21 protein-coding genes are annotated in these 15,202 nt (G+C 32.6%); 16 read left to right on the top strand and 5 right to left on the bottom strand.

What is annotated here, in order from left to right:
• The first annotated feature begins 65 nt into the window (after positions 1 to 65).
• Entirely contained in the window at positions 66 to 1,706 is a 1,641-nt protein-coding gene (gene metG, locus F9279_RS01240; RefSeq protein WP_152110814.1) for a methionine--tRNA ligase, read from the top strand.
• A gap of 161 nt (positions 1,707 to 1,867) precedes the next feature.
• The gene (locus F9279_RS01245; RefSeq protein ID WP_152110815.1) at positions 1,868 to 2,383 is read left to right on the top strand and encodes a hypothetical protein; all 516 of its coding nucleotides are present in this window, start codon (positions 1,868 to 1,870) and stop codon (positions 2,381 to 2,383) included.
• A gap of 323 nt (positions 2,384 to 2,706) precedes the next feature.
• On the opposite strand, the gene F9279_RS24815 is transcribed toward F9279_RS01245, so the two are convergent.
• Both F9279_RS24815 and F9279_RS01250 read right to left on the bottom strand, forming a co-directional pair.
• Positions 2,707 to 2,877 carry a hypothetical protein gene (locus F9279_RS24815; RefSeq protein ID WP_226793084.1) on the bottom strand — a complete coding sequence of 57 codons (171 nt, stop codon included), beginning with the start codon at positions 2,875 to 2,877 and terminating at the stop codon, positions 2,707 to 2,709.
• Between the two features lie 138 nt (positions 2,878 to 3,015).
• Positions 3,016 to 3,846 carry a type II toxin-antitoxin system SpoIISA family toxin gene (locus F9279_RS01250; protein WP_152110816.1) on the bottom strand — a complete coding sequence of 277 codons (831 nt, stop codon included), beginning with the start codon at positions 3,844 to 3,846 and terminating at the stop codon, positions 3,016 to 3,018.
• Between the two features lie 177 nt (positions 3,847 to 4,023).
• Between F9279_RS01250 and F9279_RS01255 the strand changes: the two genes are divergently transcribed.
• The 7 genes from F9279_RS01255 to F9279_RS01285 all read left to right on the top strand — a co-directional run bounded on the left by F9279_RS01255 (position 4,024) and on the right by F9279_RS01285 (position 8,117).
• Positions 4,024 to 4,563, top strand: a complete 540-nt coding sequence (locus F9279_RS01255; RefSeq protein ID WP_152110817.1) for a GNAT family N-acetyltransferase — start codon at positions 4,024 to 4,026, stop codon at positions 4,561 to 4,563.
• 14 nt (positions 4,564 to 4,577) lie between these two features.
• Complete coding sequence (locus F9279_RS01260) at positions 4,578 to 5,141, top strand: histidine phosphatase family protein (protein WP_152110818.1); 564 nt, start codon at positions 4,578 to 4,580, stop codon at positions 5,139 to 5,141.
• Positions 5,134 to 5,796: a Type 1 glutamine amidotransferase-like domain-containing protein gene (locus F9279_RS01265; RefSeq protein ID WP_152110819.1), complete on the top strand. Its 663-nt coding sequence runs from the start codon at positions 5,134 to 5,136 to the stop codon at positions 5,794 to 5,796. The genes F9279_RS01260 and F9279_RS01265 overlap by 8 nt, the downstream gene beginning before the upstream one ends.
• A gap of 194 nt (positions 5,797 to 5,990) precedes the next feature.
• A complete protein-coding gene (locus tag F9279_RS01270; protein WP_152110820.1) occupies positions 5,991 to 6,533 on the top strand; it encodes a GNAT family N-acetyltransferase in 543 nt (180 codons plus the stop codon).
• Between the two features lie 59 nt (positions 6,534 to 6,592).
• Positions 6,593 to 7,411 carry a pentapeptide repeat-containing protein gene (locus F9279_RS01275; RefSeq protein ID WP_152110821.1) on the top strand — a complete coding sequence of 273 codons (819 nt, stop codon included), beginning with the start codon at positions 6,593 to 6,595 and terminating at the stop codon, positions 7,409 to 7,411.
• A 205-nt stretch (positions 7,412 to 7,616) separates the two neighbouring features.
• A complete protein-coding gene (locus F9279_RS25500; protein ID WP_226793086.1) occupies positions 7,617 to 7,763 on the top strand; it encodes a hypothetical protein in 147 nt (48 codons plus the stop codon).
• 159 nt (positions 7,764 to 7,922) lie between these two features.
• Entirely contained in the window at positions 7,923 to 8,117 is a 195-nt protein-coding gene (locus tag F9279_RS01285; RefSeq protein ID WP_152110822.1) for a hypothetical protein, read from the top strand.
• A gap of 69 nt (positions 8,118 to 8,186) precedes the next feature.
• Here the strand turns inward: F9279_RS01285 and F9279_RS01290 are convergent, their stop codons facing one another.
• A complete protein-coding gene (locus F9279_RS01290; protein WP_152110823.1) occupies positions 8,187 to 8,801 on the bottom strand; it encodes a DedA family protein in 615 nt (204 codons plus the stop codon).
• 280 nt (positions 8,802 to 9,081) lie between these two features.
• Between F9279_RS01290 and F9279_RS01295 the strand changes: the two genes are divergently transcribed.
• Positions 9,082 to 9,300, top strand: a complete 219-nt coding sequence (locus tag F9279_RS01295; protein WP_152110824.1) for an RtcB family protein — start codon at positions 9,082 to 9,084, stop codon at positions 9,298 to 9,300.
• 398 nt (positions 9,301 to 9,698) lie between these two features.
• Positions 9,699 to 10,679 (top strand): RtcB family protein, encoded by a 981-nt coding sequence (locus F9279_RS01300; RefSeq protein ID WP_226793088.1) that lies wholly within the window; start codon positions 9,699 to 9,701, stop codon positions 10,677 to 10,679.
• A 49-nt stretch (positions 10,680 to 10,728) separates the two neighbouring features.
• Here the strand turns inward: F9279_RS01300 and F9279_RS24820 are convergent, their stop codons facing one another.
• Together F9279_RS24820 and F9279_RS01305 are read right to left on the bottom strand one after the other, a co-directional pair.
• Positions 10,729 to 10,872: a hypothetical protein gene (locus tag F9279_RS24820; RefSeq protein ID WP_193224382.1), complete on the bottom strand. Its 144-nt coding sequence runs from the start codon at positions 10,870 to 10,872 to the stop codon at positions 10,729 to 10,731.
• Between the two features lie 131 nt (positions 10,873 to 11,003).
• A complete protein-coding gene (locus F9279_RS01305) occupies positions 11,004 to 11,324 on the bottom strand; it encodes a hypothetical protein (protein ID WP_152110825.1) in 321 nt (106 codons plus the stop codon).
• Positions 11,325 to 11,474: 150 nt separating this feature from the next.
• Here F9279_RS01305 and F9279_RS01310 point away from each other — a divergent pair, with 150 nt between their 5' ends.
• The 5 genes from F9279_RS01310 to F9279_RS01330 all read left to right on the top strand — a co-directional run bounded on the left by F9279_RS01310 (position 11,475) and on the right by F9279_RS01330 (position 15,136).
• Positions 11,475 to 12,062 (top strand): DJ-1/PfpI family protein, encoded by a 588-nt coding sequence (locus F9279_RS01310; RefSeq protein WP_152110826.1) that lies wholly within the window; start codon positions 11,475 to 11,477, stop codon positions 12,060 to 12,062.
• A gap of 36 nt (positions 12,063 to 12,098) precedes the next feature.
• On the top strand, positions 12,099 to 12,992 hold the full coding sequence (locus F9279_RS01315) for a PhzF family phenazine biosynthesis protein (RefSeq protein WP_152110827.1): 894 nt from the start codon (positions 12,099 to 12,101) through the stop codon (positions 12,990 to 12,992).
• A gap of 26 nt (positions 12,993 to 13,018) precedes the next feature.
• Positions 13,019 to 13,723, top strand: coding sequence for a nucleotidyltransferase domain-containing protein (locus tag F9279_RS01320; RefSeq protein ID WP_152110969.1), 705 nt, complete (start codon positions 13,019 to 13,021; stop codon positions 13,721 to 13,723).
• Positions 13,724 to 13,861: 138 nt separating this feature from the next.
• On the top strand, positions 13,862 to 14,227 hold the full coding sequence (locus F9279_RS01325) for a VOC family protein (protein ID WP_152110828.1): 366 nt from the start codon (positions 13,862 to 13,864) through the stop codon (positions 14,225 to 14,227).
• Positions 14,228 to 14,272: 45 nt separating this feature from the next.
• On the top strand, positions 14,273 to 15,136 hold the full coding sequence (locus tag F9279_RS01330; protein ID WP_152110829.1) for a proline iminopeptidase-family hydrolase: 864 nt from the start codon (positions 14,273 to 14,275) through the stop codon (positions 15,134 to 15,136).
• The last annotated feature ends 66 nt before the right edge of the window (positions 15,137 to 15,202 follow it).

The following is a 15,202-nucleotide window of genomic DNA, read 5'->3' on the forward strand; positions in this document are numbered from 1 at the left end:
TAGTTTTGCGAAACCTATATCCTATAAGAAAGCAAAAGATTTTGGTATAAAAAGGAGGAAAAGAAATGTCAATTTTTATTGGAGGAGCATGGCCATACGCGAATGGCTCTTTGCATTTAGGTCACGTGGCAGCATTATTGCCAGGGGATATTATCGCTCGTTATTATCGCCAAAAAGGAGAAAAAGTACTATATGTATCGGGAAGTGATTGTAATGGCACTCCTATATCAATAAGAGCAAAACAAGAAAATACAGACGTTCAGTCCATTGCTGAACGCTATCACCAAGAATTTGAGGAATGTTTCAAGCAATTGGGTTTCACTTATGACCTCTATACTAGAACAGATGCAGATCATCATCACCATTCAGTTAAAGAGATTTTTTTATCACTATGGAAGAATGGATATTTATACAAAAAAACAGTAGAGCAAGCTTATTGTGACCATGATAAGCAATTTTTGCCTGATCGCTTTGTATCTGGTATTTGTCCATATTGTAAAAGCAATGCAAGAGGTGATCAATGTGATGTTTGCTCAAAAATTTTGGATCCTTTAGACTTACTTGATAAAACATGCAAAATATGTGGGAATGAACCTATTATCAAGGGGTCTGAACATTTTTACTTTGCATTCAGTAAATTTCAAGAACAAATAGAAGAATATGTGAAGAATGCGGAGGAAAATGAACTGTGGAGAGATAATGCCATATCGCTTACGAAAAGATACTTAGATGAAGGACTATTAGATAGAGCAGTTACAAGAGATTTGCCAAATGGAGTGGATGTACCTTTAGAAGGCTTTGAAGGGAAGAAAATCTATGTTTGGATTGAAGCTGTCTCTGGATATCTAACTGCAAGTAAAGAATGGGGAAAATTAAATAATCAAGTATATCAAGAGTTTTGGTCAGAGAATACGACCTCCTACTATATACATGGAAAAGATAATATCCCCTTTCACACTGTTATATGGCCAAGTATTCTACTAGGATTGAAACAAAAATCCTTGCCAACACATATAATATCAAATGAATATTTAACATTAGAAAAAAGAAAATTATCAACAAGTCAAAACTGGGCTGTATGGGTTCCATACATTCTCGAAAAATATAATCCTGATTCTGTTCGTTATTTCTTAACTATCAATGGTCCAGAAAATCGAGATACCGATTTCTCATGGCGAGAATTTATTTATAGTCATAATGGAGAATTATTAGGTGCTTTCGGAAATTTCGTTAATCGCACGTTAAAGTTTGTAGAAAAAACCTATCAAGGAAAGATACCAACTTGTGTTATTTCTAACGACATAAGCTCCCTTACAAAGAAAGTATATGAAAAAACGGGGTTATTAATAGAAAGAGGACAGGTGAAAAAAGCGCTAGAAGAAGTATTCACATATATTCGCTATGCCAATAAATACTTTGATGAAGAAAAGCCTTGGAAGCAAATAAAGGAGGAGCCTGATAAAGCAGAAGAGACCCTAGCAACATGTATCTATATCATATTGAATTTATCTCAATTGTTGGATCCATTTGTTCCATTTTCCACAAATAAAATTAGAGAGATGCTTGATCTCAAAATAGTGGAATGGAAAGAGCAAACAGAATTTCCATCTGTTCTTCATGCTGTTACTCCATTATTTGAGCGATTGGATGTTTCCATCGTTGACATGGAACTAGAATATCTTTTAACACAATCGAATGAAATCTAAAATTTAAATATTTTGTAGAAAAAAGGAATCTAAAAGTCGGAAGCAGAATACTATACAGGAAAGATACATTAATCATGGAAAATAACTTTTCTGATCATGAAGAATAAAGTGAAGGTAAGGAGCGTTCTATAGATTTTTCCAAATCGTTAGGAGGGAGAGAAATGAAGTGGGATGAGTTTGTAACAGAAGGACAAGGAAGATTTTTGCCAACGATAATAGAAGTGTATGAAAGAAAATACCCTTCCTATTTCAGTAAGTCTTACCCTATTTGTTATACAAGCTTTCATGATCTTGCAATCATCTTCACTCTTAGTAGCACCCTTTTTAATAAGAAAAAGAAAAATTCGTTACACTCCATTCGATACAAAGAAATATCATCAGTTGAAGTATCGATTGTTAAGGTACCTACAGTCTATCTATATTTATTAGGAGCAAGCTTGCATGTACGTGTAGTTCTGCGGTTAAAAAATAAACAAACCATTTGTTTAGAAAACGAAGATATTAGCGTTTTACCTCATTTGCTTACATTATTAAGAAGGAAAAAAATTCAAATTGTAGATGTAATGGATTTACAATCACTACTTCTTAATCATGACACAATAGAATCGTTTTATTCTCATATAGATACTCACTTTAATTCATTGCTGGAGGATCGAGAGAAAGAATTACCTAAATGAAAGATATGTATGCAAGTGTCCATCTAACTTTCTGTTACTAGTTTACTTTCATTAAGGATAAAGCTTGTTTGTTTAACATAGAAACTGGAGATACAATGAATACGACTTTTCTTTGTTTAAAATTTGGATTAGAATAGGATTTTTTTCTAGGCAATGGCATGTTATTCTCCCTTTTAAGCAAGTGTTGATTTCATAAGTATCACCATTTACTTGTTTTTTTAAAAGAGGAAGTTTAATTGACTAGAAATAAATGAATAGGTTAACTTACAAATCGGATTAATATACAAAAAGAAGGTATTCCATTAAGGAATACCTTCATCATTTTATGCTCGTTTTGCTAGTAAATTCAGTGCTTTTTTATTCATAATCTGAATATCTTCAAATGTTTCTGCAACTGCTACTGTCATTTTTCGCTTATTAGGGTTCATTGATTTTTTAAGACCCTTTTTTGGTTTCTGAGTCAAAACAGATTTTTGTTGATTGTTTTCTGTCATCATCAACTTCTCCCTTCTTTTTATTAAGGGTTGTTAAATCAACTGTTGAGTGGTACCTATTTAACTATAAGAATATCAACCATTAAGTTTAACGTTTCCTTACTATTATTATACTACAGTTTATGGAAAATGGAGCCTCTAAACCATGTACCAATCGAAAATTTGTGCAAGGTTAAGTATATGGGAGGCATCAATTCCATCCACTTCTACAAAACTGGAGCTAATCCCAATTAACATGTTAAAAACTTCCCCATAATAAGCAACAAGGAATATATTTTTATTATCAGATAAGACACTTTGTTCATTGGAATTACTATGTAAAGGAATACTTTGGCCATTTAATAAAGACTGTATGAAATTCTCTCTAATGTTGTCATCTATTATATTCATATTATAGCAAATTTCCACACTATTAAACGCAGATTCTACATTCCTTTTAAGCTCCTCTCCATCGTACGTGCTGTTAAAAGGGAATATGGCAATATGAAATTGAAACGTATCTGCGTATAGGTTTAAATAATCACGAAGATCATCTTTATATTGCCTCAGATGCTGTGGTGGATGTCTTTCTACAAAATGATCTGCCGTCTTTGAAATGACTTCCGTGAAATTTTGGACTTTTTTGGCATTGTAACCTAATACCTCTTGGTTTTTCTTTATTGTTTTCCGGATATAATTGCTATGTTGAAATTCAGTATTCCATATCTTAAGGATATCTGGTGTTTGGAAAACAGCTAAATCAATAAAGACCACAATAAGGACAAAGGAAAGAAGAGTTTGCCAAGCCTGTAGAGAGAATTGGTTGCTTACTAAACCTATACAGAGAAAAAGAACAGCTAAAACATAATAGGATTTTCGGATAGATTGAAGATTTTCCACATATTTATCTGTATAAAACCAAAAGTAAATAAGAGAAGCAATCAAAAACAACATGATAAAAGTGAAAAATATAATCATGAAATGGGCCAATTTCCATGCCTCCTAATGAATACTCTATTTAGTTAGTATAACATTACCAAGTCTGGAATGTCAGAATGAAGAAAATATTCTAAAATATCCTTTTCTCTTACTGCTTTTTCTTTTATAATAAACAAAAATTGGTAATCACTTAACATACTAATATGAACGAGTCGAAGGGAGATTCCTATGTTTCCTATTTTAGAAACAGAAAGATTACTATTAAGAGAAATTATCGAGAAGGATGCGGATGCGATTTACCAATGTTTCTCTAATGAGGAGGTTATGAAGTATTATGGTCAAACAGTATTTACAGAGCTAAAACAAGCTCAGACAATGATTGAATTCTTTGCAAGTCATTATAAGGAAAGAAGATCAGTAAGATGGGGAATTGAATTAAAAGAAGCACCAGGTTTAATCGGTACAATTGGACTGAATAATTTATTAGAAAAATATAAAAGAGCAGAAATTGGCTATGAATTACACCCAGATTATTGGAAAAGTGGGTATATATCAGAGGCACTAAAAGAAGTACTTTCTTATGCTTTTCAAGAACTAGATTTACAGAGGATTGGTGCAATTGTATTTTTAGAAAATAAGGCATCTAATCATTTGTTAACAAAACTCGGTTTTCAGAAAGAAGGAGTGCTAAGGGACTATATATATCAAGATGGTTTATCCTATGATACCAATGTATTCTCCCTTTTGAAAAAGGAATTTATAAAATAGGTAGGATGTATAAAATGACCAATATATATTTAGTTCGACATGCGCATTCTACTTACTCCTCTGATGAAAGAACTAGACCTTTATCAGAGAAAGGCAAGAAGGATGCACAATTAATGACACAAGTGATGAAATCTGAATCTATTGATGTTGTCTTATCCAGTCCATATAAAAGGGCAGTACAAACAGTAGAGGGAATAGCGAATTATTTTCAATTACATATTGAAACAGTAGAAGATTTTAAGGAACGTAGACTTGCAGATTTTCCTTTGGAAGATTTTGATGAGGCTGTTTTAAAGGTATGGCAAGACGAAACTTATGCACATAACGGTGGGGAGTCTAATATAGTTGCTAAAGCAAGAGGAATTAATGCTTTAAATGATATTCTAGTAAAATATAAAAATAAAAACATAGTGGTTGGCACACATGGTAATATAATGGCTTTAATTATGAATCATTTCTCAAAGAATTATGATTATACCTTTTGGTCAAACCTTGATATGCCTGATATCTATAAACTCAGTTTTGAAGAACACTCACTCATAGATATTCAGAGGGTAAGGAGGGAATCCAATGACTAAGCATCTATTTCTTTTTGGTGGTGGCCCACCATTCACACCAAAATTAGCTAAAAGATTTGCGGATTTAACTTTGTTAAATAAAGGGAAAGTTTCTATCCTGCTGCTGGAAAGAGACAACTGGCAAGGATATATGCCAAGATATACGAATATTCTTACGAGCCTTGGAGTAAAAGAATTTCAATATATCCCTTTGCCTACTCTAAAAGAGGAAGAAGCAGTCCTACTTTTAGAAAGAAGCTCAGGTGTTATTATTGGTGGTGGGAATACCAATTTATATGCAGATTTAATTGTAGATTCGAAGATTTCTAATGCTATTATTCAATTATTTAATAGAGGCATACCTGTAGTGGGGTTCTCCGCAGGCGCATTGATTAGTATGGATCCTTGCATCATTTCAGCAAAAGACAATAACGAAAAGCTTTGCCAAACTAGAAACGGACTAGGCTTGGTGAAAAACACCGTAATTTCTGTTCATTTTAGTGAATGGCAAGATCAGAAACATTTACTTCAAGCAGTTAAAAAGTTTACTCCCTATCAAAACTTTGGAATAAATGAGCAGACTGGGATGTATTTTTATCAAGATTATTTAGTAGAAATAGAAGGGAATGGTGTATATAGCGTAAAAGAAAATGAAATTTTTAAGGTACTAGGGTAGATATTATTAGCTATCTTTTTTTAATGAAATGAAATACCATTAAAAAATGAATGGTTTCAACAACTAAAAATTTTACGCGGTCAACTCATAGACTATTTGAAAAACAAGAACTATCAGTATAATATGAAAAATCTCTGTATTCAATAAAATATTTTTGATACAGTAGTATAGTAGAAGAAAAGGAGAGATAGTTTATGAATACACCAAAGAAAGAAATATATATCAAACTGTTTGAAGATAGTGATGCAGAAGCCCTATGTGAATTAGAAGTAAGAAATAAGCATTTCTTTAAAGAATATTCTATTCAAAGAGAAGAGGAGTTCTACACTCTAGCATCTCAGCAACGATTGATTAACACATGGGAAGAGAATGCTAAGAATGATATAGACTATCATTTTGGAATCTTTCTAAGTACGAATGATTCATTAATCGGAAGTGTAAATCTCTATCAGGTTAGAAGAGAACCTGTATTTAATGCTATTGTTGGATATGTACTAGATCAAGAACAAAATGGCAAAGGGTATATGACGGAAGCAGTTAAGCAATTAGTCGATTTTGCTTTTAATACTATTCATTTACATCGATTAGAGGCTGGGGTGATGCCACATAATATTGGTTCTATTCGTGTGCTTGAAAAAGCTGGATTTCAGAAAGAAGGAATTGCTAGAAGTAATGTGAAAATAAATGGAGAGTGGAAGGATCATCAAATTCTAGCCATTATTAATCCTAATGATTAATAATGACTAGAAGAAATCCCCATTCCATTTATAAAAATGGATGAAAGGGTATTAAAATTATGATAACAAAAGAAAGTGTGGATCTAAAACCTGATTGTAAGAATTGTTTTGCATTATGTTGTGTAGCACTTCCTTTCAATCAATCTAATGAATTTGCCTTTAACAAGGATGCAGGTATACCTTGTAAAAACTTAAGCAGTAATTTTTTATGCAATATACATACTAGTTTAAGAGAATCAGGGTGTAAAGGGTGTACGGTTTATGAATGCTTTGGTGCTGGACAAAAGGTTTCACAAGACATATACAAAGGTGAGCATTGGCGTGAAAGGATAGACATGAAAGAGGAAATGTTTCAGGTCTTCCCTATAGTACAACAGCTTCATGAAATGCTTTGGTATATGCATGAATCCTTAGATAAAGTAACAAGTAAAGATTTACATAAACAAATCAATGACATGATAATAAATACAGAAGATCTAGTTAATCAGGATCCAGAGAGGATCCTAGGAATAGATGTTTCCGAGCATCGTGCAAAAGTGAATCCTCTTTTATTAAAAGTTAGTAAATTACATCGAGAGAAGATTAAGAATAAAGGGAAGTTTACTATTCCAAATAATCGGTTTTTAATGGGAGCTAAGCTAAAGAATAAAAACTTAAGAGGAGCTAATTTAAGAGGAGTACTTCTTATTGGAGCAGATTTACGAGAATCAGATCTTCAATATACTGACTTAATTGGTGCGGATTTAAGAGATACGGATATACGGGGAACTAATCTGCTAAATTGTATATTCCTTACTCAGGTACAAATAAATGCAGCTATTGGGGATAAACACACGAAAATCCCAGAATATTTAGTAAAACCAACCCATTGGCAATAGAAAGGTGTTTTTCAATCAATATAATTACATTAAATAAAGGAAAAACAATTGATACCTATCAGTCTTTTTCATCCAGCTATTTAAAACTTCTAAGGACAGAAGATCCAACCAATATTGGATTGATTACAATAGAAAGCAATGGAGTTTTGGGGTATCATCAAGCACTGTTCCTCAATTATTTATTGTAGTAAGTGGAGAAGGCTGGGTGAAAGGAGAGGATCAAATTATTCATAATGTTTCCAGTGGTCAAGCAGTATTCTTTGAAAAAGATGAATGGCATGAAACTGGAAGTGAAAATGGCTTAACAGCATTTATCCTTCAAGCACAAGAGTTAAGAAATCCATTTACCTAATTATATATATATGAAGAAAAAAGCTTTCTATTTTGAAGGCTTTTTTATGATGAAAAAAAGGTAATTATACTTGGAGAATTATAGAAAAGACATAAATAGTGTAACTCTAATCATAATATAGAAGAAGTTAGTATGTGGGATTGCAAAGAGGTGTCCTTCATGAAAATGAAAAAGAATCATTTAATGATGTGTATGAAAGTTGGAATGGTACTTTTTATAGGTTATATTTTTGTCGACTTTTTCCGAAACGCAAGATTGGTAGTAGTATATCATATGAGTTTTACTACTCTTGTGATAATACTTCTTATTTTTGTAGTATTTATTCTCTTTGTATTACATCGTTTGAAAAAGTAGTTTTCTTTTTTTATTGGCTGAAACAAAAAAGCTGAAGAAACGAACGTGGTTTCTCCAGTTTCTTCCTTATCATTTTACTTTTATATATCTTTTTCTAATATACAATACAATGACAAGAATACCAATAAGAGCTATTACAGCATAAGCAATGTTTGAATAAACATCCATAAAAGCAACAATCTCTTCCCATGAATCGCCTAATGCAGCACCAACTCTAATGAGAACAAAGTTCCATGTAAATGTTCCAATAGTTGTTAAAAGTAGAAAGATTCCAAAATTCATTCTACCCATCCCTGCAGGTAAGGAAATTAAGCTTCTAATTAAAGGAATAAATCGGCAGAAAAATACCGTCCAATAGCCGTATTTTTGAAACCAACCGTCCGCTTTATATATATCTTCTCTTTTTAAGCGTAGAATATGGCCCCAACGATCCACAATTTTCTCCATACGATTCATATCTAAAAGAGTACCGATATAATAAAGTATAATTGCCCCTAATACAGAGCCAATTGTAGAAACTAATACAACACCCGTAACAGTCATACTTGTACCAACCGTTAAAGCACCACCAAAGGTTAAAATAATCTCTGAAGGAATAGGCGGAAAGATATTTTCTATCATAATCAACAGAAGAATCCCGATATAACCAAAATTCTCCATCGTTTCCATAATCCAATTTTCCATAAAACACGCTCCTTGAAAAAATTCAATATGTATGTTAAGTATTTGTTTACTTATGAACAGTCATAATCGTATCTTACCATAATTTATAGGTTGGATACTATTATAAACATATAAAATTAACACTTGTTTAACGTATAGATAATAAAAAAGTAAGATTAATAAACTATTAATATGGTTATTCCATTCATTTATATTTTTAAAAAGTGAGCTAGCAAATAAAAGAAGGGATTTGTACATATTCATAGAATGTTAAGTGAAGGGAAAAAAAGGAAGTGATGAAATGATTGAGTTAAGTGGAAGGTATGCAAAAGCAAAAGTATTTACAGACAATTTAGAAGAGATGGCAGAATCTCAAATAAGAGAGCTATGTGAACAAGAATTTGTTAAAAATAGCAAAATTCGTATCATGCCAGACACTCATGCTGGTGTTGGGTGTACTATCGGAACAACCATGACTATTCAAGACAAGATAGTGCCAAATCTCGTCGGGGTTAACTAATATCGGCTCAGACGTAAAACAACTCGCTCAATTGCTGGAACCCCTAACGTGTAGTCGAGGGCAATCAGCAGCCAGGAGCTATGGCGACATAGTTGAATGGTTCAGAGACTTGCGCACTATTGGCAGATTTATGCGCAGAATCATCTTATCCTTACTAGAATTCTCCATAATAAATATAGAATAAGAGAAGATAGCATTATCATGATACATAGGAGTGCTTCGTATGGAAAAGAAATATGAAATACTTTGTTCAAACTGCCATCGTTTTTTTCTCTGGCAAAATGATAATACTTTCATGGATAATTTGGATGATTAACACGGCGAGCCTATGGTAGGAGCTGCATACTCCATTGACCGTAGAGAAGGTATAGTCCAAGCCCTAGTAAACTAGGAGACTAATGTGTGATATCGGATGTGGAATGGCGGTAGCAAAAATTAGTGTGCAAGAAAATAAAATAAACTATGATCAGTTAGATGAAACCATTCGTAAACATGTGCCAAGTGGTTTCTCTATTCGAGATCGTGCACATGAATTTTTAAATCAAATAAATCTAGATGAATTGAAAGCACCAATTAATAAAAAAAGAGCAGAAAATAGCATAGGTACTCTCGGAGGCGGAAATCATTTTGTTGAGGCAAATCAATCTAGTGATGGTACTATCTATCTCGTCATTCATAGTGGAAGTAGAAATTTAGGATCACAAGTAGCTGATTATTATCAAAAATTGGCCTATGATTCTTTAATAAATTATAGTGGTAGAAAAACAGAGTTAATTGCAAAACTTAAAGAAGAAGGAAGAGAATCAGAAATCCAAGAATCTATACAAAGAATGAGTACTCCAAAAATTAATAAAGATTTAGCTTACCTAGAGTCACAAGGCTTTCAAGATTATATACATGATATGAAAATTGCTCAGAAGTATGCCTATTTAAATAGACTTGCTATGATTGATGTGATAATAAAGCAAATGAATTGGCAGATGGAGGATCAATTTACTACCATTCATAATTATATAGATATGGAAAATATGATCTTAAGAAAAGGAGCCATTTCTGCTAGAAAAGGGGAAAGAGTAATCATTCCATTAAATATGAGAGATGGTAGTATTATTGCTTTTGGTAAAGGAAATGATGATTGGAATCAATCAGCTCCACATGGTGCAGGTAGGTTAATGTCTAGAAACAAAGCAAGAAATCAAATCAGCCTTGAAGATTTCGAGCGTTCCATGAAGGGTGTTTGGAGTACGTCGGTTAAGCATAGTACTCTTGATGAAAGCCCATTTGCGTATAAACCAATGGAAGAAATTATTAAGCATACAAAAGATACAATAGAAATAGCAGAGATTATAAAGCCATTGTATAATTTTAAAGCTAATTAAATTTTTTTAAAAAAGGGGTGCTAGTCAATATGACTAGCACCTCTTCTCATCATGTAAAATCAAATAGTTTAATAATTGAACGGAAAAGAAATCGGAAAAATAATAAAAAGATTTCAAACCCTTCTATAAGAATATCTATTATATTCAAAAAGAAAGGTTCTCTTTTTTCTCTTTTCCGTTTTAACTTTTTCATGATAATCCCTCCGAAAATTAAACTATGTTTAGCTTACTTACGAATAAAGACTTTAAATGTTTCAAAAACCTTAAATAATATTAATTGTTTTTTGCTTAATGATATTCCCATTACATATATATGTAAAGTTTTTACCTTCTTTTCGTTAGCTGATGTACTCTAGTTGAAATCACGTTTGATGTAATTCTTTCCTTTAATGTAGGGAAAACTTGACCAACATAATCCTCTGGATGTTTGCAGTAGGCTTTTTCATACATGTAAATGGTGAAGGAGCATGATACTCGTACGTTAATATCTCCTTCTAGATCATAAGGTTCTGAAACGGTAATAACTTCAAAAGAATCATCAAATTTATTTTTCTTTCCATTAATTCTTTTCGTTACATTTTCTTTATAATTTGTGGTCCGTGTAGGTTTATAGTGAAACTCCACTATACCAATAGCTTCTATCATAATATCCTCCAAGATGAAAGTTAGAAAAATTATATCATTAATTTGAGAAGAAGTGGCTATCTTGAATTATTTTAAAATTAAGAATTTATGCTATGATAGATGTGATTAAATAGAGGATCAAAACAGATAAAACATAAGGTGGGGAAATAGGTGCAAAAAAGAAGTGTAGGTATTTTCTTATTTAATGAAGTAGAAGTCTTAGATTTTGCAGGGCCATTTGAGGTTTTTTCTATAGCTGGTCATTCAACAAAACCTTTTATTGTACATACAGTTAGCGAAAAAGGGGAAATCATTTCGGCAAGAAATGGCTTAAAGGTTCAACCTGCTTATTCGTTTTCTAATCATCCTCCGTTTGATATTCTTATAATCCCTGGTGGCTACGGGGCGGAAGAAATTGAAATTCATAACGAACAAGTTATTCAATGGATAAAACAACAAAAAACAAGTGTAGAAATACTGGCATCTGTCTGTACAGGAGCCTTTCTGTTGGCTAAAGCTGGATTATTAGATGGAAAGAAGGTAACTACACATTGGATGGATATGGATACTTTAGCAAAAGAATATCCAAAAGTAAATTTGGTTAGAGGTAAAAAATTTATAGATGAGAGTGATATCATCACATCTGGAGGAATTTCTGCTGGTATTAACATGTCTTTTCATATAGTAAAGAGACTATATGGAGAAGAACTTGCAAATACGACAGCTAGAAGAATGGAATATGATATAAATATAGAATAGTAATAAGAAAGTTTATGGAAGAGGAGATGAAGAAAAATGAGCTCTATTTCAGTTCTACATTATGACGCATTTAGTCAAACGAAAGGAAAAGGAAATCCAGCTGGATTAGTATTAGAAGGGGAAAGGTTTACGGATGATGAAATGCAGAAAATTGCATTGCAAGTGGGTTTTAATGAAACTTCATTTGTTTTGCCCTCTGAGGTTGCGGATATTCGCATTCGTTATTTTACTCCTGGTCATGAAATGAATTTATGCGGACACGCTACCATTGCAACGGTTTATGCTTTACAATCAAAGGGTTTATTGCCAAATACAGAGCAATATACTATTGAAACGAAAGCAGGTATATTGCCGATAAGAATATATGAAAAAGATTCAACTACTTATGTAACAATGCAGCAATTACCTGCACAATTCAAATTATACGAAGGCTCTGTTCATGCACTGGCAGAATCTCTTGGATTAGAAAGTGCAGAAATTGATAGCTCACTACCTATTATGTACGGTTCAACTGGTATATGGACTCTTTTAGTGCCAATAAAAAAATTGTCATCATTCAGTAAGATGAAGCCTATTAATAGAGATTTTCCTACTATTTTATCAGAAATCCCTACAGCATCCCTTCATCCATTTTGCTTAGAAACTATAGATGGAAGTGTAGATATGCATGGTAGACATTTTTCATCTCCTTATTCAGGTACTATCGAAGATCCTGTTACAGGAACAGCATCTGGCGTAATGGGTGCTTATTATTGTAAATACATAAACGGAAATGCTATAGATAAGCCTATCATTGTGGAACAAGGACAAGAAATAGGAAAAGATGGAAGGGTTAATGTGAATGTTAAAAAGGTAAACGGGTATTTAGGAGTAGAAATAAGTGGAACTGCTGTTTATGTGGATGAATTTACTATTCAGTTAAAGGAATGAAGGAGGATGCTGAAACATTGGAAAAATTGGACCCAATATTTGCTGCTAAACAGTTTTTAGAAAACTACTATCCAAATTGCAAGGGAGCAGTATTAGCAGGAAGTGTCGTAAGAGGAGAAGCAACAGATACATCCGACCTAGATATAGTAATATTTGATGAGGATGTTAAATATTCATACAGAGAATCCTTTATTAAATTTGGTTGGCCAATTGAAATCTTTGTTCATAATCTATCTTCTTATCAAACATTCTTTGAACTTGATTATCATGCAGCTAAACCTTCTATGCAAAGAATGATAGTAGAGGGAATGGTATTAAAGGATGATGAATTTATCCAGCAAATTAAAAAAGAAGCAATGGAAATATTAACTAAAGGACCAGAAGAGTGGTCCTTAGATAGGATTAGAATAAAACGCTATTTTCTTTCCGATGTGTTATATGACTTTATTGGTTCAAAAAATCGAGAGGAAGAAATTTTTATTGCAAACACGTTAAGTCTTTTATTACATGAGTTTTATTTGAGAGTAAATAAGCAATGGATTGGAACCTCTAAGTGGATTGTTAGAGCCTTGAAGCAATATGATGCTAATTTTACTAATAGATTTGTAGAAGCATTTGATACATACTACAAGACAGGTGATAAGGAAATGATAATTGATTTGACAGATGAGGTATTAGAACCATATGAAGGGAGACTTTTTGATGGTTTTTCGGTTGGGAAGCAAGAATAGATGAGAGTTACGATAATTCCTTTTGAGTAGGGATGAATGATAAAAAATCAAATAATGAGAGTGATAGTTAAAAAGGTTTTCATCTTCATTTAACAAAAAGGTAGAAGATGAGTACAATAAAATAATGAGGTGATAATAATGAAAATTATTGGTGTACATCATGCTCAAATTACTATTCCTAAAAATACTGAAGAACAAGCGAAAAATTTTTATTGTAATATATTAGGATTATGCGAAATAGATAAACCAGCTACACTTGAAGGTAGAGGTGGTTTTTGGCTTAAGTTAGCTAATATAGAGATACATATTGGTACAGAGGATGGCTTTAACCGGTTAAGTACAAAAGCACATATTGCTTATCAAGTAGAAGATGTTTGTTATTGGAGAAATAAATTAGCTAAAGAAGGGGTAGAAATACTTGATTCAGTTCCAATCTCAGGATTTGAGCGATTTGAATTTCGGGATCCTTTTGGAAATAGGGTGGAAATGATTCAAAGTCTTTAATAGTTTTTACAACTTGGTTAATATTTTTAAAAAAGGAGAACAAAAATGAAAGAAGGCTTTATTGAAGTTTCTGGAGGAAAAGTTTGGTACCAAATACATAATGAAGAAGCGAAAGGTATACCTTTGCTAGTTTTACATGGAGGACCAGGTTCTTCGAGTTTTTCCATGCAAGGATTAAGTGAATTAGCTATAGATCGTCGAGTAATTATTTTTGATCAATTAGGGTGCGGAAGATCTGATAGACCGAATGATGATTCTTTATGGATACTTGAGCGATTTGTTCAGGAAGTAGCGCAGGTTCGAGAAAGTTTAGGCCTAGAGGATGTTCACATTTTAGGGCATTCATGGGGAACAACCCTTGCAGCTGCTTACTATTTATCAGGTGCACTAGGTATTAAGAGTATTATTTTTTCAAGTCCTTGCTTAAGTGCTCCATTATGGCAAGAAGATCAGAAGAAAAACTTAAAGAAACTTCCTAGAGAGATACAAGATATTATTGCAATAAGTGAAGAAAATGAAACAACGGACACACCTGAATATTTAAAGGCAATTGAAGTATTTAACAATCATTTTGTATGTAGATTAAATCCATATCCTGAACACTTGAAAAAGGGAAAAAGTTATAGAAATCCACATGTTTATCAATTAATGTGGGGACCATCTGAATTTACCGTGAAAGGTAACTTAAAGTCCTTTGATTGCACAGGTGATTTATCGCAAATTCAAATTCCAACACTTTATACTTGTGGAAAATTTGATGAAGCTACACCTGAATCTACAGAATACTTTTCTTCGCTCACTCCTAATGGGAAATTCCATGTTTTTGAAAATAGTGCACACATGGCTTATATTGAGGAACCAGAAGAGTATCTCACGGTGATGAACGAGTTTTTAAAATCAATTCATTAATAATGATTGTTTAAGAGCTTCTACTTCAAATGAATTTCTTATATAATTCTTCACTTATTCTTTCTG

Source organism: Bacillus sp. B1-b2 (assembly GCF_009183415.1).
Taxonomy (GTDB): Bacteria; Bacillota; Bacilli; order Bacillales; family Cytobacillaceae; genus Niallia.